Consider the following 22,499-nt stretch of genomic DNA (forward strand, 5'->3'; position numbering starts at 1 on the left):
ATGCTGCTCTGGCTCGCACAGTTTTTCCAGGACGAGATCGGCCCCCTGCGGGTCTTCAACTTCATCACCTTCCGCGCGGTGTTCGCCGCCGCCACCGCCTTGTTGATCGGCTTGTGCGCCGGTCCGGCCGTGATCCGCATGCTGACCGCGATGAAGTACGGCCAGGCCGTGCGCACCGACGGTCCGCAGACCCACCTGAAAAAACACGGCACGCCGACCATGGGCGGCCTGTTGATCCTGATCGCCATCGGCGTGTCGACCCTGTTGTGGTGCGACCTGTCGAACCGCTTGATCTGGCCGGTGCTGGTCGTCACCTTGGGCTTCGGCGCCGTCGGCTGGGTCGACGACTACCGCAAGGTGGTGCGCCAGGACCCGGAAGGCATGCGCTCGGCGGAAAAGTACTTCTGGCAGTCGCTGGTCGGCCTGGCCGCCGCGCTATACCTGGCGTTCTCGGTCTCCGCGCCCAACGCCGGCAAGGTCTTTGAGCTGTTCTTCGCCTGGGTGCAGTCGGGCTTTTCGATGGATTTGCCGCCCAAGGCCGACTTGATCGTCCCGTTCTTCAAGACCATCAGCTATCCGTTGGGCGTGTGGGGTTTCATCGCGCTGACATATTGTGTCATCGTCGGGACCAGCAACGCCGTTAACTTCACCGATGGCCTGGACGGCCTGGCGATCATGCCGACGATTATGGTCGGTTCGGCACTCGGCCTGTTCGCTTACCTGACCGGTAGCGCGACGTATTCGAAGTATCTGTTCATTCCGCACATTCCCGGCGCGGGCGAACTGATTATCTTCTGCGGCGCGCTGGCCGGCGCCGGCTTGGCCTTCCTGTGGTTTAACACGCACCCGGCGCAAGTGTTCATGGGCGACGTCGGCGCGCTGGCCTTGGGCGGCGCGCTGGGCACCATCGCCGTGATCGTGCGCCAGGAAATCGTGTTGTTCATCATGGGCGGTATTTTCGTCGCCGAGACGGTGTCGGTGATTATGCAGGTGGGCTGGTTCAAATACACCAAGAAGCGTTTCGGCGTCGGCCGCCGCGTGTTCCTGATGGCGCCCTTGCACCACCACTTCGAACAAAAAGGCTGGAAAGAGACTCAGGTCGTCGTGCGCTTCTGGATTATCACGATGATGCTGGTGCTGGTCGGACTCTCTACTTTGAAACTGCGCTGATGATCTACGAAGGCAAAAACGCACTGGTACTGGGGCTCGGAGAATCGGGCCTGGCGATGGCGCTGTGGCTCGCCCGCAGCGGCGCGCGCGTGCGCGTTGCCGATACCCGTGAGTCGCCGGAGCGTTTGCCGGCGCTGAAAGAGGCGATCGCCGACGTCGAATTCGTCGCCGGTCCGTTCAGCGCCGCGCTGCTCGAAGGCGTCGATTTCGTCGCCGTCAGCCCCGGCCTGGCGCCTTACCGCGAGCTGGCGGAGATCGGCCCTGCGGCTTCCTCGGCGAATATTCCCGTCTGGGGCGAGATCGAGCTGTTCGCGCAGGCGCTGGAAGCGCTGGAGAAGGAACGCGCCTATTCGCCGAAGATCATCGCCATCACCGGCACCAACGGCAAGACCACCGTCACCACCCTGGTCGGCCAACTATGCGAACGCGCGGGCAAGAGCGTGCGCGTGGCAGGCAATATCAGCCCGGCGGCACTGGACGTGCTGCGCCAGGTGATGGACGAAGATACGTTGCCGGAGATTTGGGTGCTTGAGCTCTCCAGCTTCCAGCTGCAAACCACCTTTACCCTGGAGGCGGATGCCGCCACGGTGCTGAACGTGACCCAGGACCATCTGGACTGGCACGGCGACATGCCGTCGTACGCCGCCGCCAAGCACCGCGTCTTCGCGGCCGACACCGTGCGCGTGCTCAATCGCGAAGACGCCACCGTCATGCGCATGGCCAGCGCCACCGGCCAGAACGTCACCTTCGGTACCGACGCGCCGGCCGTGCGCGACGATTTCGGCCTGAACAACGAGCGCGGGGTCTTGTGGCTGGCGACGGCGATTCCGTCCGAAGAGGAAGCCGAGCCGAAAAAACGCAAGAAGAACGATCCGCCGCCACCGCCGGTCGAGTGCATGGTCAAGAACCTGATGCCGGCCGACGCGCTGCAGATTCGCGGCGTGCACAATGCCGCCAACGCGCTGGCCGCGCTGGCGCTGTGCCGCGCCATCGACCTGCCATTGGCGCCGCTGCTGCACGGCCTGCGCGAGTATCGCGGCCAGCCGCACCGCGTGGAGCTGGTCGGCGCGATCAACGAAATCGAATACTACGACGACAGCAAGGGCACCAACGTCGGCGCCACCGTGGCCGCGCTCAATGGCCTGGGCAAGGCGTTCACCGGCGCCGACCAGCGTCTGCTGGTGATCATGGGCGGCGACGGCAAGGGCCAGGACTTCGCACCGCTGGCCGAACCGGTGTCGCGCTACGCGCGCGCCGTGCTGCTGATCGGCCGCGACGCGCCGCTGCTGCGCGCCGCGCTGGAACCTTCGGGCGTCGAGCTGGTGGACTGCGGCACCGACCTGCCGCTGGCCGTCAAGCGCGCCAGCGAACTGGCCAGGGGCGGCGACGCCGTGCTGCTGTCGCCGGCCTGCGCCAGCATGGACATGTTCAAGAACTATGCGCATCGCGCCCAGGTGTTTATCGACACCGTGCGCGATATCGCCCTCGATAACGGACAGGAGATCTGATGGCGCTCCAGATGCCGTTCCGTTTTGGCGCGAAATCGACGGTTCCGTCGATGGACAGCCGCGCGCGGCAATCCAAGATGATGGAGTACGACCAGCCGCTGGTCTGGGTCACCCTGTTGCTGATGCTGCTGGGGATGGTGATGGTGTATTCGGCCTCGATCTCGCTGCCCGACTCGCCCAAGTTCGCCAACTACACCCGCTGGCAGAACACCTACTTCCTGCAACGCCAGGCGATGTTCGTCGTCGTTTCGCTGATCATCGGCCTGTTCGTGTTCCGTACCCGCATATCGACGTTGCAGAAGGCGGCGCCGTACCTGTTCATCGCCACCTTGGTGCTGCTGGTGATGGTGCTGATTCCGGGCCTCGGCTCGGTCGTCAACGGCAGCCGCCGCTGGCTGTCGCTGGTGGTGATCAAGATCCAGCCGTCGGAACTGATGAAGGTCGTCGCGGTGCTGTACGCCGCCGACTACACGGTGCGCAAGCAGGAATACATGCACAAGCTGACCAAGGGCTTCATGCCGATGGCGGCGGCGGTCGGCTTCGTCGGTCTGTTGCTGCTGCTGGAGCCGGACCTGGGCGCATTCGGCGTGATCGTCTGCATCGCCATGGGCATTTTGTTCCTGGGCGGGATCAACGCCATCTGGTTCGGCGGCATCGGCGTCATGCTGGTGGCGATCTTCGGCTCGATCATCGCGCTGTCGAAATTCCGCCGCGAGCGCTACTTCGCCTACCTGAATCCGTGGGAAGAGGACAACGCATTGAACAAGGCATATCAGCTGACCCACTCGCTGATCGCCTTCGGACGTGGCGAGATCTTCGGCGTTGGCCTGGGCGGCAGCGTCGAGAAGCTGCACTACCTGCCGGAGGCGCACACCGACTTCTTGATGGCGGTGATCGGCGAGGAACTGGGGCTGGTGGGCGTGCTGGTGGTGATCGGCTGTTTCTACTGGATCGTCAAGCGCGCCTTCGATATCGGTCGCCAGGCGATCGCCATCGACCAGACTTTCGCCGGCCTGACGGCCAAGGGCATCGGCATCTGGATCGGCGTGCAGACGTTTATTAACATGGGCGTGAACCTTGGCCTGCTGCCGACCAAGGGCCTGACCCTGCCGCTGATGAGCTATGGCGGCACGGGTGTTGTGATTAACTGCGTCGGACTCGCGATCCTGCTCCGGATCGATTACGAGAACCGGGTTCTGATGCGCGGTGGCAGACTATGAAAAAGTTGATGATCATGGCGGCCGGCACCGGCGGCCACATTTTCCCCGGCCTGGCGATCGCGCAGACGATGCGCGCGCGCGGCTGGGACGTGACCTGGCTGGGCACCTCCGCCGGCATGGAGCAGGAACTGGTGCCGAAACACGGCATCGCGATGGACAGCATCGACTTCACCGGCATGCGCGGCAAGGGCTTGAAGCACTCGCTCGGCGGCGCGCTGAAGATGGTCAAGGCCTTCATCGCCTGCCGTGGCTACATCGGCAGCCGCAAGCCGGACGTGGTGCTGGGCATGGGCGGTTACGTGACGGTTCCGGGCGGCCTGATGGCGCGCATGGGCGGCGTGCCGCTGGTGCTGGTCAACGCCGACGCCGCGCTGCTGTTGTCGAACAAGACGCTGGTGCCGTTCGCGGACCGCGTGTGCTTCGGCTTCCCGGCCGATTTCGGCAAAGCGGCCGACAAGGCCGTCGTCACCGGCAATCCGGTGCGCAAAGAGATTCTGGACATGCCGGCGCCGGCGCAGCGTTTCGCCGGCCGCGAAGGTCCGCTGCGGATACTGGTCGTCGGCGGTAGCCTGGGCGCGAAGGCGCTCAACGACAACCTGCCGGCGGCGCTGGCGCTGATCCCGGCGGGCCAGCGTCCGCTGGTGACGCACCAGTCGGGCAAGAAGAACATCGATGCGCTGCGCGCGTCGTACGCGCAAGCCGGCGTGCAGGCCAATGTGGTCGACTTCATCGACGACATGGCCGCCGCCTATAGCGCCGCCGACGTGGTGGTCTGCCGCGCCGGCGCGATCACCGTGTCGGAGCTGACCGCCGCCGGCGTGGCCAGCGTGCTGGTGCCGCTGGTGGCGTCGACCACCAGCCACCAGCGCGACAACGCGCAGTGGATGGCGAAGCAGAACGCGGCGATCCATATGCCGCAGACGGAAATGAGCGCGCAAAGTGTGGCGACGCTGCTGGAAACGCTGACCCGCAACGCCTGCCTGACGATGGCCACGGCGGCGTACAAGGTCGGCAAACGCGATTCGAACGAATCGATCGCTCAAGCATTGGAACAATCGGCAAAGGTAAAAGGTTAAGCAGTGAAGCATAAAGTACAGAACATACACTTCGTCGGCATCGGCGGCAGCGGCATGAGCGGCATCGCCGAAGTGCTGCTTACGCTCGGCTACACCGTCTCCGGCTCGGACCTGGGCAGCAACGCTGTCACCCAGCGCCTGGCGGACATGGGCGCGAAAGTGTTCCAGGGCCACGCGACCGAAAACATCGGCGACGCCGACGCCGTCGTGACCTCGACCGCTGTACAACAGGACAATCCTGAAATCGTCGCGGCGCGCAGCCGCAAGATTCCCATCGTTCCGCGCGCGGTGATGCTGGGCGAGTTGATGCGTCTCAAACGCGGCATCGCCATCGCCGGTACGCACGGCAAGACCACCACCACCAGCCTGGTGGCGTCGGTGCTGGCGCAGGGCGGCCTGGATCCGACCTTCGTCATCGGCGGCCGCCTGACTTCCGCCGGCGCCAACGCGAAACTGGGTAGCGGCGAGTATCTGGTGGCGGAAGCCGATGAATCGGATGCGTCGTTCCTGAACCTGACGCCGATGATCGAAGTGATCACCAACATCGACGCCGATCACATGGAAACCTACGAGCACGATTTCGAAAAGCTCAAGCAGGCGTTCGTCCACTTCACGCACCGCCTGCCGTTCTACGGCCGCGCCATGCTGTGCATCGACGACGCCAACGTGCGCTCGATCATTCCGCACGTGACCAAGCCGGTGACCACCTACGGCTTCCACGAGGACGCCGAAGTGCGCGCCGTGAACGCCCGCGCGGTCGGCGTGGAGATGCACTTCACCGTGATCCAGGAAGGTTATCCGGACTTGGACGTGGTGCTGAACCAGCCCGGCATGCACAACGTGCAGAACGCCTGCTCGGCGATCGCCATCGCCCGCGAGATCGGCATCGAGGACAGCGCCACCCAGGCCGGCCTGGCCGGTTTCGCAGGTGTCGGCCGTCGCTTCACCAAATATGGCGAGGTCGCGATTCCCGGCGGCGGCACCTTTACGCTGGTGGACGACTTCGGCCACCACCCGCTGGAGATGGAAGTGACCACCGGCGCCGCGCGCGCCGCCTATCCGGGCCGCCGCCTGGTGCTGGCTTTCCAGCCGCACCGCTACAGCCGCACGCGCGACCTGTTCGAGGACTTCGTCAAGGTACTGGGTACGCCCGACGTGCTGGTGCTGGCCGAGGTCTACGCCGCAGGCGAGGCGCCCATCGTGGCGGCCGACGGCCGCGCGCTGGCGCACGCCCTTCGCGCGCGCGGCAAGACGGAACCGATTTTTGTAGAGGCAATCAGCGATATGCCGGAAACCATCATGAACGTGGTGCGCGACGGCGACGTCGTCATGACCATGGGCGCGGGCTCGATCAGCGGCGTCCCGGCGAAACTGACTAATTATCCAAAGGTCTGATCGTGAACCAGCTTACTCCTATCGATGTAAAAACTTTCGGCAAGGTCGGCGTGCTGTTCGGCGGCCGCTCGGCCGAGCGCGAAGTGTCCCTGATGTCCGGCACCGGCGTGCTGGCCGCGTTGCAAAGCAAGGGCGTCGACGCCCATCCTTTCGACACGGCCGAACGCTCGCTGGCCGAACTGGCGGCGGAAAAATTCGACCGCGTGTTCATCGCGCTGCATGGCCGCTACGGCGAAGACGGCAGCCTGCAGGGCGCGCTGGAACTGCTGGGCATTCCGTACACCGGCAGCGGCGTGATGGCCAGCTCGGTGGGCATGGACAAGATCACCACCAAGATCGTGTGGCTGGCCGCCGGCCTGCCGACGCCGAACTACGCGGTGCTCAATTCGAGCTCGGATCTGGACAAGATCACGGCGGATCTGGGCCTGCCGCTGATCGTCAAGCCGCCGCACGAGGGCTCGACCATCGGCATCACCAAGGTCAACGCCGCCGGGGAATTCAAGGCCGCCTACGACATCGCCGCCGCGCTGGACGACTCGGTGCTGGCGGAGGAATTCGTCACCGGGCGCGAGTTCACGGTGGCGATGCTGGGCGGCGGCGCCGACGCGCGCGCTTTGCCGATCGTCGAGATCATCGCGCCGGCCGGCAATTACGACTACCAGAACAAGTACTTCACCGACGACGTCAAATACGTTTGCCCGGCGGTGCTGCCGGACGCGCTGACCGCCGAGATGCAGCGCATCGCCGTGGAAGCGTACCGCTCGCTCGGCTGCGAGGGCTGGGGACGGGTCGACGTGCTGCTGCGCGAGCGCGATCAGAAGCCGTTCCTGCTGGAGGTGAACACCTCGCCCGGCATGACGACGCACTCGCTGGTGCCGATGGCGGCGCGCGCGACGGGCATCAGCTATGAAGACCTGTGCGTGGAAATTTTGCGCACGGCCAGTTTGAAGATGAAGGGATAAGCAGCAGATGTGGCAAGACGCTAAAGCCTTGAATGCAACCGCCAACGGCATTTTCGCCCTGGTGCTGTTGGCATGCATCGCCGCCGGCGTGTGGTGGGTGGCGCAGCGCCCGGCGTTCAACCTGCGCACGATTCGTATCGAGAGCATCGGGCATGACGAGTTACAGCATGTGAATCATCTGACCCTGCGCAACAATGCGCTGGGCCGCATCAAGGGCAACTTCTTCACGACCAACCTGGACGCGGTGCGCCTGGCGTTCGAATCGGTGCCCTGGGTACGCCGCGCAACGGTCCGCCGCGAGTGGCCGGACCAGTTGATCGTGGCGCTGGAGGAGCATGAGGCGCTGGGAACGTGGGGCGAGGACGGACGGCTGCTGTCGGTCAAGGGCGATGTGTTCACCGCCAACCTGGCCGAGGCGGAAGAGGACCACGAGCTGCCGGCGTTCGACGGGCCCGATGGCAGCGAGAAGGAAGTGATGTCGCGTTACGCCGAGCTGCGTGGCTGGTTCGCGCCGCTCAAGCTGGTGCCGCAGGCGCTGTCGCTGTCGAGCCGCTATGCGTGGACGGTGCGGCTCGATAACGGCATGAGCGTGGCGCTGGGTCGCGAGCAGACCAGCACCACGTTGAAGGAACGGGTGGACCGGCTGACGGGGATTTATCCGCAACTGGTGGAGCACTTGCCCGACATAGAGACGATAGATATGCGGTACCAGAACGGCCTGGCCCTGAGCGCGACGGGATTGAAGATTCCGAAAGAGGGCGCCAAGCCAAAAGCGGCAGCAAAAAAAACGATAAGCGTTAAACCCCAACACTAGGTAGCAACAGACATGACAAAAGACGCTAAAAACCTGATCGTCGGTCTCGACATCGGCACCTCGAAAGTGGTGGCCGTGGTGGCCGAGGTGATGGGCGATGGACGCCACGAGGTGATCGGGCTGGGTCAGCACGAATCGAAAGGCCTGAAGAAGGGCGTGGTGGTCAACATCGAAGCGACCGTCGAATCGATCCAGCGCGCGCTGGAAGAAGCGGAGCTGATGGCCGACTGCAAGATCCGCAATGTCTACGCCGGCATCGCGGGCAGCCATATCCGCAGCTTCAATTCGAGCGGCATGGTGGCGATCAAGGAAAAGGAAGTGACGGCGACCGACGTGGCGCGCGTCATCGAAACGGCAAAGGCGGTTAACATCCCGACAGACCAGCAGCTGCTGCATACGGTGCCGCAGGAGTTCATCGTCGACAGCCAGGAAGATGTGCGCGAACCGATCGGCATGAGCGGCATCCGCCTTGAAGTGAAAGTCCATATCGTCACCGGCGCCGTGTCGGCGGTGCAGAACATCGTCAAGTGCGTGCGCCGCTGCGGGCTGGAAGTGTCGGACCTGATTTTGCAGCCGATGGCCTCGGCCGACGCGGTGCTCACGCCCGACGAAAAAGAGCTGGGTGTTGTGCTGATCGATATCGGCGGCGGCACCACCGACGTGGCGGTGTTCTCCGACGGTGCGATCCGCCACACCGCCGTGATCCCGATCGCCGGCGACCAGATCACCAACGACATCGCGATGGCGCTGCGTACGCCGACCTCGGAAGCCGAAGAAATCAAAATCCGCTACGGCGTGGCCAAGCAGGTGCTGGCCGATCCGGGCGAGAGCCTGGAGGTGCCGGGGTTGGGCGACCGTGGTCCGCGCAACCTGTCGCGCCAGGCGCTGGCGGCGGTGATCGAGCCGCGCGTCGAGGAGCTGTTCGCGATGGTGCACCAAGTGGTGCGCGAATCCGGCTACGAGGGCGTGCTCTCGTCGGGCATCGTTCTGACCGGCGGCACCGCGATCATGCCGGGCATGGTCGAAATGGCGGAAGACATATTCCTCAAGCCGGCGCGCCTTGGTACGCCGGACTATCGTGGCCAGTTGGCCGACGTGGTGCGCAGCCCGCGCTACGCGACCGTGCTTGGCCTGTTGTTGGAAGCGAAAAAGCAGTACCTGCGTGGTCACATCGTCACGCGGCAGGATGGGTCGGTGAAGGCGGTATGGCAGCGCATGAAGGAATGGTTCTTAGGTAATTTCTAAAGCAGTACGAGTAAAAACACGGGTGGTTTTCACCAAATTTTTTTAAATTGAAACCGCAGTTTTCAATCCCCAGTTCTCCTACAAATATGAGGACTGGCGCTTGAAAACCGCATTCTGATAGGGAGCACATCATGGAGTTTGATATGGTCGATAACGCAGCTTTGGGCACCGTCATCAAGGTCGTCGGAGTCGGCGGAGCAGGTGGCAACGCAGTTCAACACATGATCGTTAAAGGCATGTCCGGCGTGGAGTTCATCGCCGCAAACACCGACGCGCAGGCGCTGTCCACCTCGCGCGCGCACAACGTCATCCAGATCGGCGAGACCGGCCTGGGTGCGGGTATGAAGCCGGACGTCGGCCGCAAGCTGGCCGAGGAATCGCGTTCGCGCATCGAAGACGCGCTGCGCGGCGCGCACATGGTGTTCATCGCCGCCGGCATGGGCGGTGGCACCGGCACCGGCGCCGCACCGATCGTGGCCGAAGTGGCCAAGTCGCTGGGCGCCTTGACCGTGGCGGTGGTATCGAAGCCGTTCTCGCACGAAGGCCAGAAGTGCATGGACATCGCCGACGAAGGCCTGGAGCAGCTGTCGCAGCACGTCGACTCGCTGATCGTGATCCTGAACGAGAAGCTCGAAGAGATCTACGAAGATGAATCGCTGATCGAGTGGCTGCAGCACGCCGACGATGTGCTGAACAACGCCGTCGCCGGTATCGCCGAGATCATCAACGTGCCGGGCCACATCAACGTCGACTTCAACGACGTGAAAACCATCATGGGCGAGCAGGGCAAGGCCATGATGGGCACCGCGACCGCGTCGGGCATCGACCGCGCGCGCATCGCGGCCGAACAGGCGGTGGCTTCGCCGCTGCTGGACGGCGTCGACCTGTCGGGCGCGCGCGGTGTGCTGGTCAACGTGACCGCAAGCCGTGGCCTGAAGGGTAAGGAGATCAAGGAAGTCATGGCCGCCGTGCGCGCGTTCGCGGCGCCGGACGCTTCGATCGCCCAGGGTATCGCCTACGACGACACGATGGGCGACGAGATCCGCGTCACCGTGGTGGCCACTGGCCTGGGCAAGAACAAGAAGCACGTGCAGCTGGTGCCGCAGCAGCTGCTGCGCACCGGTACCCACAACAGCCCGATGATGCCTTCGGGCGCCTTGGGTGGCGCGGCGTCGGCCGGCGTGTCGATGGGTGCGACCGGCGGCATGGGCGGCGGTGGCGCCCCGGCCTTCGACGGCATGAAGGCGCCGGCGGTATGGCGTCGCGAGTCGGCATCCGAGCAGGTGCGCGCGATGGAAAAGAACGGCATGGAGACCTACGACATTCCAGCCTTCCTGCGCAAGCAGGCCGACTAAGAGTCGATCGGGACTCACCAAAAGTCGCTTGGGCCATCCCGCACGATTGTGCAGGATGGCCGGGGTTCAGGCATACTGTGCGTTCTATGCCGGGAGAAGCCGCGCTTGCCGCGGCTTTTTTACGTTCACTACCCCAACAAAAGGAGTCACACATGACCATCAAGATTGGCGATACCCTGCCGGAAGGCACCCTGTCCGAATTCGTCGAAACCGAAACCGAAGGCTGCTCGCTCGGCCCGAACACGTTCAATGTGCAAGACTTGGTAAAGGGCAAGAAGATCGCGATCTTCGGCCTGCCAGGCGCCTACACCCCGACCTGCTCGGCACAGCACGTGCCAGGCTACGTCAAGCACGCCGCCGACCTGAAGGCCAAGGGCGTCGATGAAATCTGGTGCATCTCGGTCAATGACGCGTTCGTCATGGGCGCCTGGGGCCGCGACCAGAAAGCCACCGGCACCGTCCGCATGATGGCTGACGGCAACGCCGCCTACAGCAAGGCGCTGGGCCTGGACGCCGACTTCAGCAAGCACGGCATGGGCACGCGCTCGCAGCGCTATTCGATGCTGGTCGAAGACGGCGTCGTCAAGCAGCTGAACGTGGAACAAGGTGGCAAGTTCGAAGTGTCGAACGCCGAGACCCTGCTGGGCCAGGCGTAAGCTAGTGCTGATGCAGTGAAGAGGGCGCCGGAGACGGCGCCTTTTTTTACGTCTGTCGGTTTAGTAGATGTCGCTGTGCTTATGTGTGGCCTTGAACAGCGTCGAGTCGATCGTGAACGAGTCATCGGATTGGACCTCGAAGTACTTCAGCGTTTCCTCCGGCGCGCTGGCGAACAGGCTGCGGATCGCGGCCACCCGCTCGGGCGGCGTGCGTATGCGCGCGGTCCATTCATCGAATACCATCTGCAGCTTCCAGTCGCCGGCGCGTTCCGGCAGGAAGCCTGCCGCCTGCAGCATCGCGGTCCACTCGGACGGGCGGTAATCGCGCACGTGCGAGCCGTCGCGCAGCAGTTCTACCGCCTGCAGGGTGGTGTCGTGCAGCGGGACCTCCGGCGCGGTGATGTCGATGACGACCAGCATGCCGTTGGGCTTGAGCACGCGCTTGACTTCGCGCAGCGCCGCCGGCACGTCGAACCAGTGGTGCGCCGAGAAGCGCGTGACGACCATGCAGAACGAGGCGTCGGCGAACGGCAGGTTCGCCACGTCGCCTTGTTCGGTGGCGATGTTGCGCAGGCCGCGTTCCTTGGCGGCGCCGGCCACCACAGCGAGCATTTCAGAAGACAGGTCGAACGCGGTGACCGAGCGCGCGGCCGGGGCGACGGCGAAGCTGGCGTGGCCGGCGCCGCAGCCGAGATCGAGCACCACGGGTGGTTTCCCCAGGCCGGCAGCCAGTTCGCGCAGCGCGGCCAGGTCGGCGCCCTGCGAGTGGACGGCGCTGGTCAGGTAGGCGCTGGCGGTTTGGCCGAATTGTTGGGCGACGACGGCTTGCTGTTGCATTTTATTTCTCCTGAATTGGGCGGGTCAGGGCAGAATAGGCGGGTTTATATCCTGTAACAAGGCAAGTACTTATCCTGGTATAAAAATCACCATGCAAAACAAGTTAGGCGATTTCATCCGCGCCCATCGGGAGCGCACCACGCCGGCCAGCGTCGGGCTGCCGGGAGGGGGACGGCGGCGTACGCCGGGGCTCAGGCGCGAGGAGCTGGCCCAGCTGTGCGAGGTCAGCCCGACGTGGCTGACGTGGCTGGAGCAGGGCAGGCCGGTGTCGGCGTCGGGCAAGATGCTCGCGAGGTTGGCCGAGGTGCTGCAACTGAGCGCGGCCGAGCGTGGTTATTTGTTCAGCTTGGCCGAGCGGCTCGATCCGCATGGCGATGCCGATGGCGCACCGGCCGAGGTGGCGCTGGACGCGATCGTGGCGGCGGTGGAGGCGCCGGCGTATATGCTCGATCTGCGCTGGGATGCGGTGGCGTGGAACGACGGGGCGGCGCGGTTGTTCGCCGGCTGGCTGGATGGACCGTCGCCGAACCTGTTGCGCTTCATGTTCCAGTCGGCGGCGGCGCGCGGGTTGATCGTCGATTGGCCGGAGCGCGCGCGGCGGCTGGTGGCCGAGTTCCGCGCCGACATCGGCAAGCACGCAGAGCAACCGGCCGTGCGCGAGTTGATCGCAGACGTGGCGCGCGACAGCGCCGAGTTCCGGGAGTTGTGGCGCCTGCAGGACGTGGTGGGCAGGGAGGGCGGGTTGCGGAGTTTCCAATCGCTTGAAGGCGGCGAACTGCGCTTCAACCAGGTAACCCTGCATCTGGCCAAACGCCACGACCTGAAGCTGGTGATGCTGCTGCCGATCTAACCGGCGCGGAGGCCTGCGCAATCGGAAAACCGCAGATCCACGTAGGGCGGATTAGGCGGAACGCCGTAATCGGCCATGCGTGAGCCACCGTCGGCGCGTCGATGGCCTCGATGTCATCCGCGATGTCATCTATTGCGCAGACACTGACCTAGTTCATTGGCGAGGCGGCGGCGTTCCTCCGTGCTGAGAAAACCTCCCAGGGTAACCACGCTATCGCGTTTGTCGTCGATCCGTATCGGGTCGCCTTCACGTACCGGCGAGAGCAGGCGGGTGCTCCACAGGTCGAGATGGCGATAGCTGCACCGGTTGCCCCTGCGCTGTTCAACGACGATGCCATTTTCTGATATGTCGATGCGGTCGTAGTCGTCGAGGTGGCGTCCGTAGTAGCCCAAGCAGGCGGCCAGCGCGGCCATCTCGAGCAGCGCGTACGCCAGCATGTGCCAGTAGCCCCAATACAGGAAGGCGATACTGATTGCCAGCGTCGGACAGCAGAGCGTGGCGAACAGCACGGTCAGTTGCGGCCGCCGTAGCGCCGCGCGCCGTTGCAACAGCCAACTGCGTCGTTCCGAAGGCACATCACGCGGCATCGCTCGCTCCCGTTCAAACCACCTGCGGCGGTTTTTCGAAGGTGTGGAACGGCGCCGGACTCGGCACCGTCCATTCCAGGCCGTTGGCGCCCTCCCACGGCTGGGCCGGGGCGCGCTTGCCGCCGCGGATGGTCGGCAGCACGACGGCGAACAGGAAGTATACCTGCGTCAGCCCGAACAGCAAGGCGCCCACCGTGGCCATCTGGTTGTAGTCGGTGAACTGGGTCGAGTAGTCGGCGTAGCGGCGCGGCATACCGGCCAACCCGAGGAAGTGCATCGGGAAGAAGGTGACGTTGACCCAGACGAGCGAGTTCCAGAAGTGGAAGGCGGCGCGCCATTCATCGACCATGTATCCGGTCCACTTCGGCACCCAGTAGTAGTAGCCGGCGAACAGCGCGAACAGCGAGCCGGCCACCAGCACGTAGTGGAAGTGGGCGACGACGTAGTAGGTGTCGTGCACCTGGATGTCGATCGGCGCGACCGCCAGGATCAGGCCCGAGAAGCCGCCTATCGTGAACACCCACAGGAAGCCCACCGCGAACAGCATCGGCGCCTCGAAGGTCATCGCCCCGCGCCACATCGTGGCGATCCAGTTGAATACCTTGACCCCGGTGGGTACGGCCACCAGCATGGTCGCGTACATGAAGAACAACTGGCCCGTGATGGGCATGCCGGTGGCGAACATGTGGTGCGCCCAGACGATGAAGGAAATGATGGCGATGGCCCCGGCGGCATACACCATCGACGCGTAGCCGAACAGCGGCTTGCGCGAGAACGCCGGGATGATCTCCGAGATCATCCCGAACGCGGGCAATATCAAAATGTAGACCTCCGGGTGGCCGAAGAACCAGAAGATATGCTGGTACATGACGGGATCGCCGCCGCCGGCCGCGTTGAAGAAGGTGGTGCCGAAGTGGCGGTCGGTCAGGATCATGGTGATGGCGGCGGCCAGCACCGGCATGACTGCGATCAGCAGGTAGGCGGTGATCAGCCAGGTCCAGCAGAACATCGGCATGCGCATCAAGGTCATGCCCTTGGCGCGCAGGTTGAGGATGGTGGTGATGATGTTGATCGCGCCCATGATGGACGAGATTCCCATCAGATGGATGGCGAAGATGGCCATGTCCATGCCCATGCCCATTTGCGTCGACAGCGGCGGGTACAAGGTCCAGCCGGCGGCGGTGGCGCCGCCGGCGCTGAAGAAGGAGGCCATCAGCAGCATGGCGGCCGGCGGCAGCAGCCAGAACGAGAAGTTGTTCATGCGCGCGAACGCCATGTCGGAGGCGCCGACTTGCAGCGGGATCATCCAGTTGGCGAAGCCGACGAAGGCGGGCATGATGGCGCCGAAGATCATCACCAGGCCGTGCAGGGTGACCATCTGGTTATAGAACTCGGGATGAAAATACTGCAGGCCGGGTTGGAACAGCTCGACCCGGATCAGCATGGCCAGCAGGCCGCCGGCCATCAGCATCGCCAGCGAGAACCACAGGTAGAGCGTGCCGATGTCCTTGTGGTTGGTGGCGTACAGCCAGCGGCGCCAGCCGTGCGGGTGCTCGTGCTGGTGCGCGTGCGCCGGATCCTCGGCGTGGACATAGCCTTCCGGTGTGGATTTGGCGGTGGGTTGGAATGCCTCGTCGATCGTTTCGATGGCCATCGTCGGTCTCCCTGAGTCAGGCCAGCTTATGACGGACGAGGGGGCGCGCTTGTCACCTTGCGTGCCGCGTGGTTGTAGGCGCCGGCGCCAGAATTTTCTCGGAAAAATCCGGGGTGGAGCGGGACTGTCCGAGCAGGTTAGGCCTGCGGCGCCGACCACACCAGGTTCCACAGGTGGCCGTCCAGATCCTCGAAGCCCTGGTCGTACATGAAGCCGTGATCCTCGGGCGGATGCGGCGTGCGCCCGCCGGCGGCGACCGCTTTGGCGATCAGGCTGTCGACCTCGTCGCGGCTCTCGCAGCTCAGGCAGATGATGACTTCGTTGGCCTCGCTGGCTTGCGCGAGGGGTTTGTCGATCAAGGACTGGAAGAAGGTTTCGGTCATGAGCATGGCATGAATGCTGTCGTCGACGATGACCATGTAGGCCGCGTTCTCGTTGCTGAATTCCGGCCTGAAGCCAAAGCCCAGAGCGGAAAAGAACGCTTTGGACTTGTCGAGGTCCTTGACCGCGAGGTTGAAGATAACTTGTTTGTTCATGACGCCTCCATGAGGATAACCGGATGATAAAAGGTATTTCATGGTGACGACGAACAGGAGGAGGTGAATTCGACAGCCCAGCGCAATTTTTTTTGATCAACGCGCTCGGGGCTTAAGACAACTCGGCGTCCTCACGATCGATCAAACCGCCGTACGTGTCCGAGTAGACGAACTCGCCGGAAAAGTCGGAACCGCACTCGTGTCTTTTAGTTCGCAAGGTACTTCGCGGCTAGCGCGGGTAGCAGGCGAGGTAAATCCGATTCGTCCCATTCCTCGCCTGCCGTGACAGCATATTCCACTTTGAAATCCCGTTGCAATTCCCCGGCGCCCTTCGCGGCGTAGGCTTTGAGGGCGGCGTAGCCGAATAGCTCCAGTTCGAAATACTCTATCCGCGCAACCGAGGCCAGCGAATCGGGGTTCTTAACCGCGCTCTTGAAGGTTTTCTTCCCCTCGGAAATCAGCCAGTCACGAAAGTATTTAAATCCATCATCGGAGCATCCTCCGTTCATGAGGGAAGCCGCGCCCCAGAGGCTCCAACTGTTGGCTTCGAGTAGCAGGGACTCGTATCGCTGCTGGAAACTTTGAATCTGCTCGGGCTCAAATGATGAGAGATGCCTTTGCAAGACGGCGGGTCTGGACTGGAGGTCTGTACCGGCCTCGATTTTTACTACTTCAATCAGGTGCCAAAAATTTTCTTCATTCATAGGGATGGGAGCCGCGAGAATTGGGGATGACAGACCGCACAATGCTGCGAAGCTTGCGGCAAGAAGGAGGAAGCGACGTTGAAAAAACATGGTTTTGATCGGTTATTGCACATGCGCTCATCTTTTCCTGAAGAGGAAATAGAGGGGATATGCATTTTGCAACACCTTCATAAAAAAAGGGAAAGAATTCTCGCGAAAGTTCCATGGCTCGAAAATCGCTCGATAACCGCCGGCCCACCGGCCTACTGCAAAGCAATTGTCAACTTGCTATAATCGGTATCGATCGCGCGGCCGATGACCCTTCGTTGCCGTCCGCGATCCTGGCTCCGGACGTCGCCATGATGACGTTCCCAGTGGCCCGAGCCGGGCCTGTAGCAAGGAGCTTCTTCTGTCTTCCGTTTCCACTCCCATCTCCCGCAAAGAAAATCTGCACAGCATCTACGCGATGTTGATCGCCGTGGCCATGTTCTCGTTCATGGACACGGCCATGAAGCTGCTGTCCGCCCACTATCCCGCCATGCAGGTGACGGCCTTGCGAGCGCTGAGCTCGCTGCCGCTGCTGTGCGGCTACATCATTTATCGCGGCGCCTTCCGTGGCATCTTCGCGGTCCGCTGGTCGATGCAGATTTTCCGCGCCGTGCTCGGCATCGCCATGCTCACCACCTTCGCCTTCGGCCTGAAGTCGCTGTCGCTGGCGGAGGCGTATTCGATCTTCTTCATCGCGCCGTCGCTGATCACGGCGCTGTCGGTGTTCGTGTTGAAGGAGAAGGTCGGCCCGGGACAATGGGTCGCCATCGTCGTCGGCCTGATCGGCGTGCTGGTCGTGCTGCGCCCGGAAGGCACCGGCTTCCTGACCATCGGCGGGCTGGCCGTGCTGGCCGCGGCCGCCTGCTATGCGATGTCGGCCATCGCCGCCCGCGTGCTGGCGCGCACCGATAGCACCGAGTCGATGATGTTCTGGCTGCTGACCATGATGGCGGCCGGCGCCGTGGCGCTGTCGTACCGCAACTGGGTGCCGGTGCGCGTCGAGGACGGCTGGGTGCTGGTGGCGCTGGCGCTGTCGGGCTTCTTTGGCCAGTTGGCGATCACCAAGGCCTTCAGCACCGGCAAGGCGTCGGTGGTGGCGCCGTTCGAGTATTCGGCGCTGGCCTGGGGCGTGGCGATCGACTGGCTGCTGTGGCAGACGCTGCCCGATGGCTATACCTTGCTCGGCGCCGGCATCATCATCGCCAGCGGCATTTATCTGGTGCGGCGCGAGGCGGTGCACGTCGAGGCCGAGCACCCTTAACGACAGGAAACCCGGGCCGCAGCGCGGCGATCTCAACTTCGTTATAATCGGACCATGTTAAAACAACGCACCATCAAAGAACTGGTCCGCACCACGGGTGTCGGCCTGCACTCCGGCACCAAGGTCGAGCTGACCTTGCGTCCGGCCGAGCCCGATACGGGCATCGTTTTCCGCCGCGTCGACCTGTCGCCCGTCGTTGAATTTCCCGCTAGCGCCATGGCCGTCGGCGATACCCGCATGGCGTCGGTGCTGGTCAAGGAGGGCGCCAGGGTCTCGACCGTTGAGCACCTGATGTCGGCTTGCGCCGGCCTCGGCATCGACAACCTGTACATCGAGGTTAGCGCCGAGGAAATCCCGATCATGGACGGCTCGGCGTCGTCGTTCGTGTTCCTGTTGCAGCAAGCCGGCGTGCTCGAACAGCCGGTCGCGAAGAAATTCATCCGCGTGCTGAAACCGGTGGAAGTGCGAGAAGGTAAGGGCGACAAGGAAAAATGGGCGCGCCTGACCCCGCACAACGGCTTCAAGCTGGATTTCTTCATCGAGTTCAACCATCCGGCGGTCGACGGCACGCAGCAGCGCGCCAATGTCGACTTCGGCGACGTCTCCTATGTGCACGACGTGGCGCGCGCCCGCACCTTCGGCTTCATGCAGGACGTGGAGATGTTGCGCGGCATCGGCCTGGCGCGCGGCGGTTCGCTCGAGAACGCCATCGTGATGGACGAGTACCGCATCCTCAATTCGGACGGCCTGCGCTATGACGACGAGTTTGTGCGCCATAAGATTCTCGACGCGATCGGGGATTTGTATCTGGTCGGGCATCCGCTGCTCGCCAGTTATGAGGCACACAAGTCCGGCCACGCGCTGAACAACCAGCTGTTGCTGGAATTGCTCAAGCATCCGGATGCGTATGAAATCGTCTCGTTTAACACCAACGAATCGGCGCCGCCGTCGTATCTGCGCCAGATGGCGCGGGAGTGGGCGCTTACGTAGGTCGGATTAGGCGGAACGCCGTAATCGGACATGTATGCGCTATCGGCCGCGCATGCATGGCCGATTACGCTGCGCTAATCCGCCCTACGTGGTTTTTGGGCGGCGCCGCGCCACCATCGCCTTGAGCGCCGCGATCAGCGTGGCGTTTTGCGGCGTGTCCTCCAGCGTGTCGCCCAGCGCGTCGAAGGCCGTCACGGCCGCCTCGGGCAGCGACAGCGCCCGCATCTGCTCCTTGATCTCGGCCGGCTTGGTCATCTGCACCCGCAACTTGACGCCGTTCACCTGCCAGCCGCGCCGCGCCAACGTTTCCTGCAGCTTGGGGATTTGCTGCTTGAGCTTGGCCGCCAGCGAGGCGTTCGGCAGCGACAAGGTCAGCTGGCCGTCGTCGAAGGCCAGGATTTCGCAATACTTGAACATCGCCGGCAAGGCCGTTGCACAATCTTTTTGCAGCGCCGCCATGCGCTCGATGGCCGGCATCATGGCCGCGAGTTTGTCGTCGCGGCGCAGGAAGTCGGTCGCCCCGACCGGGTTGCGGCGGTTGATCGATACATTGGAGGAATTAAATCGCATGCGGCGAACCATATCACGACGCCGCTTTCCCGTCATCAGCCTGCTTTGCCACCGCGCCCGCGCCCGTCGCCGACGGGGAAATTTGATTGATTGAGTGACATTGTTTACGCTTGGGGTATTGTTATATAGGCCAATAACCCAACCTTGGCACGGACGCATGATAAAATCACCGTCTTTTGCCATAGTCGAACTCCGTGCGGTAAGGCGTTTTTCACCTACAGAGCTTTTTTTAACGGCGTTTTTTCAAGAATTCAAGCATGTCATTACTGACCCAGATTTTCGGCAGCCGCAACCAGCGTCTGCTCAAGCAATACCAAAAAACGGTACGCGAGATCAATGCGCTCGAGCCGGCGATGGAAAAACTGTCGGATGCCGAGCTGCAAGCGAAGACGCCCGCCTTCAAGGCGCGCATCGCCAACGGCGAGGCGCTTGACGCGCTGTTGCCCGAGGCGTTCGCCGTCTGCCGCGAAGCGAGCAAGCGCGTCTTCAAGATGCGCCACTTCGACGTTCAATTGCTTGGCGGTATGGTTCTGCACTTCGGCAAGATCGCCGAAATGGGCACGGGCGAGGGTAAAACCCTGACCGCGACCCTGCCGGCCTACCTGAACGCGCTGTCGGGCAAGGGCGTGCACATCGTCACCGTCAACGACTACCTGGCCCAGCGCGACGCCGAGACCATGGGCAAGCTGTACGCCTGGCTCGGTTTGACCACCGGCATCAACCTGTCGCAGATGGAGCACTCCACCAAGCAGGCGGCCTACGCGTCGGACATCACCTACGGCACCAACAACGAATTCGGTTTCGACTACCTGCGCGACAACATGGTGTTCGAGGCCGGCGACCGCGTCCAGCGCGCGCTCAACTTCGGCATCGTCGATGAAGTCGACTCGATCCTGATCGACGAAGCCCGCACCCCGCTGATCATCTCCGGCCAGGCCGAGAACCATACGGACCTGTACCACAAGATCAACGAAGTGCCGAAAATGCTCACGCAGCAGATCGGCGAAGAGACGTCTGACGGCAAAGGCAAGGTCGAAGTCCCGGGCGACTACGTCAAGGACGAAAAAGCCCACTCGGTGCTGATGACCGAAGCCGGCCACGAAAAAGCCGAAGCGATCCTGACCAAAATGGGTCTGCTGCCGGAAGGCGCGTCGTTGTACGACTCGGCCAACATCACCCTGGTGCACCACCTGTACGCGGCGTTGCGCGCGCACGCGCTGTACTTCAAGGATCAGCACTACGTGGTGCAGAACAATGAAGTCGTCATCGTCGATGAATTCACCGGCCGCCTGATGACGGGTCGCCGCTGGTCCGACGGCCTGCACCAGGCGGTCGAGGCGAAAGAGGGCGTCAAGATCCAGAACGAGAACCAGACGCTGGCCTCGATCACCTTCCAGAACTACTTCCGCATGTACGCCAAGCTGGCCGGCATGACCGGTACCGCCGACACCGAAGCGTACGAGTTCCAGGAAATCTACGGCCTCGAAACCGTCGTCATTCCACCGAACCGTCCTTCGCAGCGCAAGGACCGCCAGGATCAGGTCTACAAATCGGCGGCCGAGAAGTACAACGCCATGATGCTGGAGATCCGCGAATGCTACGACCGCGGCCAACCGGTGCTGGTCGGTACCACCTCGATCGAAAACTCGGAGCTGTTGTCGGGCATCCTGACCAAGGGCGGCCTGCCGCACAACGTCCTGAACGCCAAGCAGCACGCCCGCGAAGCGGAAATCATCGCGCAGGCGGGTAGCCCGAAAGCGATCACCATCGCCACCAACATGGCCGGTCGCGGTACCGACATCGTCCTCGGTGGTAACGTCGAGAAGCAGATCCAGTTCATCGAAGCCAACCCGAACCTGAGCGACGCCGACAAGGCTGCGCAGGCCAAGGCGATGCGCGACGGCTGGCAAGCCTTGCACGAGCAGGTGGTCGCCGCCGGCGGTCTGCATATCGTCGGCACCGAGCGCCATGAATCGCGCCGCGTCGACAACCAGCTGCGCGGCCGCGCAGCGCGCCAGGGCGACCCGGGCATGTCGCGCTTCTTCCTGTCGCTCGACGACCAGCTGCTGCGCATCTTCGCGGGCGACCGCGTGCGCGCCATCATGGACCGTCTGAAGATGCCGGAAGGCGAACCAATCGAAGCGGGCATCGTCTCGCGTTCGATCGAATCGGCGCAGCGCAAGGTCGAGGCGCGCAACTTCGACATCCGCAAGCAGCTGCTTGAGTACGACGACGTCGCCAACGACCAGCGTAAAGTCATCTACCAGCAGCGTAATGAGCTGCTCGAAACCACCGACATCTCGGAACTGATCGAATCGCTGCGCCACGGCGCCTTCACCGACCTGGTACGCGAATACGTGCCGGCCGAATCGGTCGAGGAGCAGTGGAACGTCAAGGGCCTGGAAGCGGCGCTGGCGGCGGAATGGCAGATCGACGTGCCGCTGACGGCGATGCTGGAGTCCGAGCAGAACCTGAACGACGAAGACATCCTGGAACGCGTGCTGGCTGCTGCCGATGCGGTGTATCAGGCCAAGATCGATATCGTCGGCAAGGAATCGTTCGGCGGCTTCGAGCGCAACGTCATGCTGCAAAGCGTCGACAGCCACTGGCGCGAGCACCTGGCCGCGCTGGACCACCTGCGCCAGGGTATCCACCTGCGCGGTTACGCGCAGAAGAATCCGAAGCAGGAATACAAGCGCGAAGCGTTTGAGCTGTTCGGCCAGATGCTGGAGATGATCAAGAACGAAGTGGTCAAGTTGATCATGACGGTACGGATCCAGTCGCGCGAAGAGATCGACGCGGCCGAAGCGGCGATGCAGCAATCGCACGTGGAGAACGTGAGTTATCAGCACGCGGACTTCAACCCGAACGCGGCGCCGGAAGAGTTGTTGGCGCCACAGGCGGCGTCGAATCTGGGCGGCCTGCCGCCGGAGCTGCAAGGCCTGAGCGGCGAGCAGCTGATGGAGCTGGGCCTGAAGGTCGGACGCAACGACCCTTGCCCATGCGGCAGCGGCAAGAAGTACAAGGCTTGCCACGGCAAGCTGGCGTAAGAAAAAAAACCGGAGCCAAGCGCTCCGGTTTT

Annotated in this window: 20 protein-coding genes; 14 read left to right on the forward strand and 6 right to left on the reverse strand. The window is 63.2% G+C overall.

What is annotated here, in order from left to right; all coding sequences use genetic code 11:
• From mraY to AC07P1_RS25455, 10 genes are all read left to right on the forward strand, one after another.
• On the forward strand, positions 1–1,170 hold the full coding sequence (mraY, locus tag AC07P1_RS25410) for a phospho-N-acetylmuramoyl-pentapeptide-transferase (RefSeq protein WP_315212174.1): 1,170 nt from the start codon (positions 1–3) through the stop codon (positions 1,168–1,170).
• On the forward strand, positions 1,170–2,678 hold the full coding sequence (gene murD, locus AC07P1_RS25415) for a UDP-N-acetylmuramoyl-L-alanine--D-glutamate ligase (RefSeq protein ID WP_494698447.1): 1,509 nt from the start codon (positions 1,170–1,172) through the stop codon (positions 2,676–2,678). Before mraY ends, murD begins: the two co-directional genes overlap by 1 nt.
• Positions 2,678–3,898 carry a putative lipid II flippase FtsW gene (gene ftsW, locus AC07P1_RS25420; protein ID WP_494698448.1) on the forward strand — a complete coding sequence of 407 codons (1,221 nt, stop codon included), beginning with the start codon at positions 2,678–2,680 and terminating at the stop codon, positions 3,896–3,898. The genes murD and ftsW overlap by 1 nt, the downstream gene beginning before the upstream one ends.
• Positions 3,895–4,974, forward strand: coding sequence for an undecaprenyldiphospho-muramoylpentapeptide beta-N-acetylglucosaminyltransferase (gene murG, locus AC07P1_RS25425; protein WP_494698449.1), 1,080 nt, complete (start codon positions 3,895–3,897; stop codon positions 4,972–4,974). Before ftsW ends, murG begins: the two co-directional genes overlap by 4 nt.
• A 3-nt stretch (positions 4,975–4,977) precedes the next feature.
• Positions 4,978–6,369: a UDP-N-acetylmuramate--L-alanine ligase gene (murC, locus tag AC07P1_RS25430; protein ID WP_494698450.1), complete on the forward strand. Its 1,392-nt coding sequence runs from the start codon at positions 4,978–4,980 to the stop codon at positions 6,367–6,369.
• Positions 6,370–6,371: 2 nt separating this feature from the next.
• On the forward strand, positions 6,372–7,331 hold the full coding sequence (locus AC07P1_RS25435; protein ID WP_494698451.1) for a D-alanine--D-alanine ligase: 960 nt from the start codon (positions 6,372–6,374) through the stop codon (positions 7,329–7,331).
• 7 nt (positions 7,332–7,338) lie between these two features.
• Positions 7,339–8,145: a cell division protein FtsQ/DivIB gene (locus AC07P1_RS25440; RefSeq protein WP_315212162.1), complete on the forward strand. Its 807-nt coding sequence runs from the start codon at positions 7,339–7,341 to the stop codon at positions 8,143–8,145.
• 12 nt (positions 8,146–8,157) lie between these two features.
• Positions 8,158–9,390 carry a cell division protein FtsA gene (gene ftsA / locus AC07P1_RS25445; RefSeq protein WP_209724832.1) on the forward strand — a complete coding sequence of 411 codons (1,233 nt, stop codon included), beginning with the start codon at positions 8,158–8,160 and terminating at the stop codon, positions 9,388–9,390.
• Positions 9,391–9,521: 131 nt separating this feature from the next.
• Positions 9,522–10,745 carry a cell division protein FtsZ gene (ftsZ, locus tag AC07P1_RS25450; protein ID WP_315212158.1) on the forward strand — a complete coding sequence of 408 codons (1,224 nt, stop codon included), beginning with the start codon at positions 9,522–9,524 and terminating at the stop codon, positions 10,743–10,745.
• A gap of 152 nt (positions 10,746–10,897) precedes the next feature.
• Positions 10,898–11,401: a peroxiredoxin gene (locus AC07P1_RS25455; RefSeq protein WP_463452512.1), complete on the forward strand. Its 504-nt coding sequence runs from the start codon at positions 10,898–10,900 to the stop codon at positions 11,399–11,401.
• Between the two features lie 60 nt (positions 11,402–11,461).
• On the opposite strand, the gene AC07P1_RS25460 is transcribed toward AC07P1_RS25455, so the two are convergent.
• A complete protein-coding gene (locus AC07P1_RS25460) occupies positions 11,462–12,238 on the reverse strand; it encodes a class I SAM-dependent methyltransferase (protein ID WP_494698452.1) in 777 nt (258 codons plus the stop codon).
• 91 nt (positions 12,239–12,329) lie between these two features.
• Here AC07P1_RS25460 and AC07P1_RS25465 point away from each other — a divergent pair, with 91 nt between their 5' ends.
• Positions 12,330–13,088: a helix-turn-helix transcriptional regulator gene (locus tag AC07P1_RS25465; protein ID WP_494698453.1), complete on the forward strand. Its 759-nt coding sequence runs from the start codon at positions 12,330–12,332 to the stop codon at positions 13,086–13,088.
• A gap of 125 nt (positions 13,089–13,213) precedes the next feature.
• Here the strand turns inward: AC07P1_RS25465 and AC07P1_RS25470 are convergent, their stop codons facing one another.
• From AC07P1_RS25470 to AC07P1_RS25485, 4 genes are all read right to left on the reverse strand, one after another.
• Complete coding sequence (locus AC07P1_RS25470; RefSeq protein WP_494698454.1) at positions 13,214–13,675, reverse strand: DUF2244 domain-containing protein; 462 nt, start codon at positions 13,673–13,675, stop codon at positions 13,214–13,216.
• 13 nt (positions 13,676–13,688) lie between these two features.
• Positions 13,689–15,329, reverse strand: coding sequence for a cytochrome c oxidase subunit I (ctaD, locus tag AC07P1_RS25475; RefSeq protein ID WP_494698455.1), 1,641 nt, complete (start codon positions 15,327–15,329; stop codon positions 13,689–13,691).
• A gap of 137 nt (positions 15,330–15,466) precedes the next feature.
• A complete protein-coding gene (locus AC07P1_RS25480; protein ID WP_494698456.1) occupies positions 15,467–15,865 on the reverse strand; it encodes a VOC family protein in 399 nt (132 codons plus the stop codon).
• A 206-nt stretch (positions 15,866–16,071) separates the two neighbouring features.
• Entirely contained in the window at positions 16,072–16,659 is a 588-nt protein-coding gene (locus tag AC07P1_RS25485) for a DUF4240 domain-containing protein (RefSeq protein ID WP_494698457.1), read from the reverse strand.
• A gap of 355 nt (positions 16,660–17,014) precedes the next feature.
• Between AC07P1_RS25485 and AC07P1_RS25490 the strand changes: the two genes are divergently transcribed.
• Together AC07P1_RS25490 and lpxC are read left to right on the forward strand one after the other, a co-directional pair.
• Positions 17,015–17,857: a DMT family transporter gene (locus AC07P1_RS25490; protein ID WP_494698458.1), complete on the forward strand. Its 843-nt coding sequence runs from the start codon at positions 17,015–17,017 to the stop codon at positions 17,855–17,857.
• Positions 17,858–17,911: 54 nt separating this feature from the next.
• Positions 17,912–18,847, forward strand: coding sequence for a UDP-3-O-acyl-N-acetylglucosamine deacetylase (gene lpxC, locus AC07P1_RS25495; RefSeq protein ID WP_494698459.1), 936 nt, complete (start codon positions 17,912–17,914; stop codon positions 18,845–18,847).
• 84 nt (positions 18,848–18,931) lie between these two features.
• On the opposite strand, the gene AC07P1_RS25500 is transcribed toward lpxC, so the two are convergent.
• Positions 18,932–19,417, reverse strand: coding sequence for a DciA family protein (locus tag AC07P1_RS25500; RefSeq protein WP_494698460.1), 486 nt, complete (start codon positions 19,415–19,417; stop codon positions 18,932–18,934).
• A gap of 257 nt (positions 19,418–19,674) precedes the next feature.
• Here AC07P1_RS25500 and secA point away from each other — a divergent pair, with 257 nt between their 5' ends.
• Positions 19,675–22,467, forward strand: a complete 2,793-nt coding sequence (secA, locus tag AC07P1_RS25505; RefSeq protein ID WP_494698461.1) for a preprotein translocase subunit SecA — start codon at positions 19,675–19,677, stop codon at positions 22,465–22,467.
• Positions 22,468–22,499: the final 32 nt, after the last annotated feature.

This window comes from Duganella sp. GW821-FHT07F09, assembly GCF_059418705.1.

Excerpts from the sequence above, each read along its gene's own strand:
- AC07P1_RS25470 (WP_494698454.1), bottom strand. The coding sequence starts at position 13,675 with ATGCCGCGTGATGTGCCTTCGGAACGACGCAGTTGGCTGTTGCAACGG.
- AC07P1_RS25480 (WP_494698456.1), bottom strand. The coding sequence starts at position 15,865 with ATGAACAAACAAGTTATCTTCAACCTCGCGGTCAAGGACCTCGACAAG.
- AC07P1_RS25465 (WP_494698453.1), top strand. The coding sequence starts at position 12,330 with ATGCAAAACAAGTTAGGCGATTTCATCCGCGCCCATCGGGAGCGCACC.
- ftsW (WP_494698448.1), top strand. The coding sequence starts at position 2,678 with ATGGCGCTCCAGATGCCGTTCCGTTTTGGCGCGAAATCGACGGTTCCG.
- AC07P1_RS25500 (WP_494698460.1), bottom strand. The coding sequence starts at position 19,417 with ATGCGATTTAATTCCTCCAATGTATCGATCAACCGCCGCAACCCGGTC.
- secA (WP_494698461.1), top strand. The coding sequence starts at position 19,675 with ATGTCATTACTGACCCAGATTTTCGGCAGCCGCAACCAGCGTCTGCTC.
- AC07P1_RS25455 (WP_463452512.1), top strand. The coding sequence starts at position 10,898 with ATGACCATCAAGATTGGCGATACCCTGCCGGAAGGCACCCTGTCCGAA.
- AC07P1_RS25440 (WP_315212162.1), top strand. The coding sequence starts at position 7,339 with ATGTGGCAAGACGCTAAAGCCTTGAATGCAACCGCCAACGGCATTTTC.
- AC07P1_RS25490 (WP_494698458.1), top strand. The coding sequence starts at position 17,015 with ATGTTGATCGCCGTGGCCATGTTCTCGTTCATGGACACGGCCATGAAG.
- lpxC (WP_494698459.1), top strand. The coding sequence starts at position 17,912 with ATGTTAAAACAACGCACCATCAAAGAACTGGTCCGCACCACGGGTGTC.
- murD (WP_494698447.1), top strand. The coding sequence starts at position 1,170 with ATGATCTACGAAGGCAAAAACGCACTGGTACTGGGGCTCGGAGAATCG.
- AC07P1_RS25460 (WP_494698452.1), bottom strand. The coding sequence starts at position 12,238 with ATGCAACAGCAAGCCGTCGTCGCCCAACAATTCGGCCAAACCGCCAGC.
- ctaD (WP_494698455.1), bottom strand. The coding sequence starts at position 15,329 with ATGGCCATCGAAACGATCGACGAGGCATTCCAACCCACCGCCAAATCC.
- murG (WP_494698449.1), top strand. The coding sequence starts at position 3,895 with ATGAAAAAGTTGATGATCATGGCGGCCGGCACCGGCGGCCACATTTTC.
- AC07P1_RS25485 (WP_494698457.1), bottom strand. The coding sequence starts at position 16,659 with ATGTTTTTTCAACGTCGCTTCCTCCTTCTTGCCGCAAGCTTCGCAGCA.
- ftsZ (WP_315212158.1), top strand. The coding sequence starts at position 9,522 with ATGGAGTTTGATATGGTCGATAACGCAGCTTTGGGCACCGTCATCAAG.
- ftsA (WP_209724832.1), top strand. The coding sequence starts at position 8,158 with ATGACAAAAGACGCTAAAAACCTGATCGTCGGTCTCGACATCGGCACC.
- mraY (WP_315212174.1), top strand. The coding sequence starts at position 1 with ATGCTGCTCTGGCTCGCACAGTTTTTCCAGGACGAGATCGGCCCCCTG.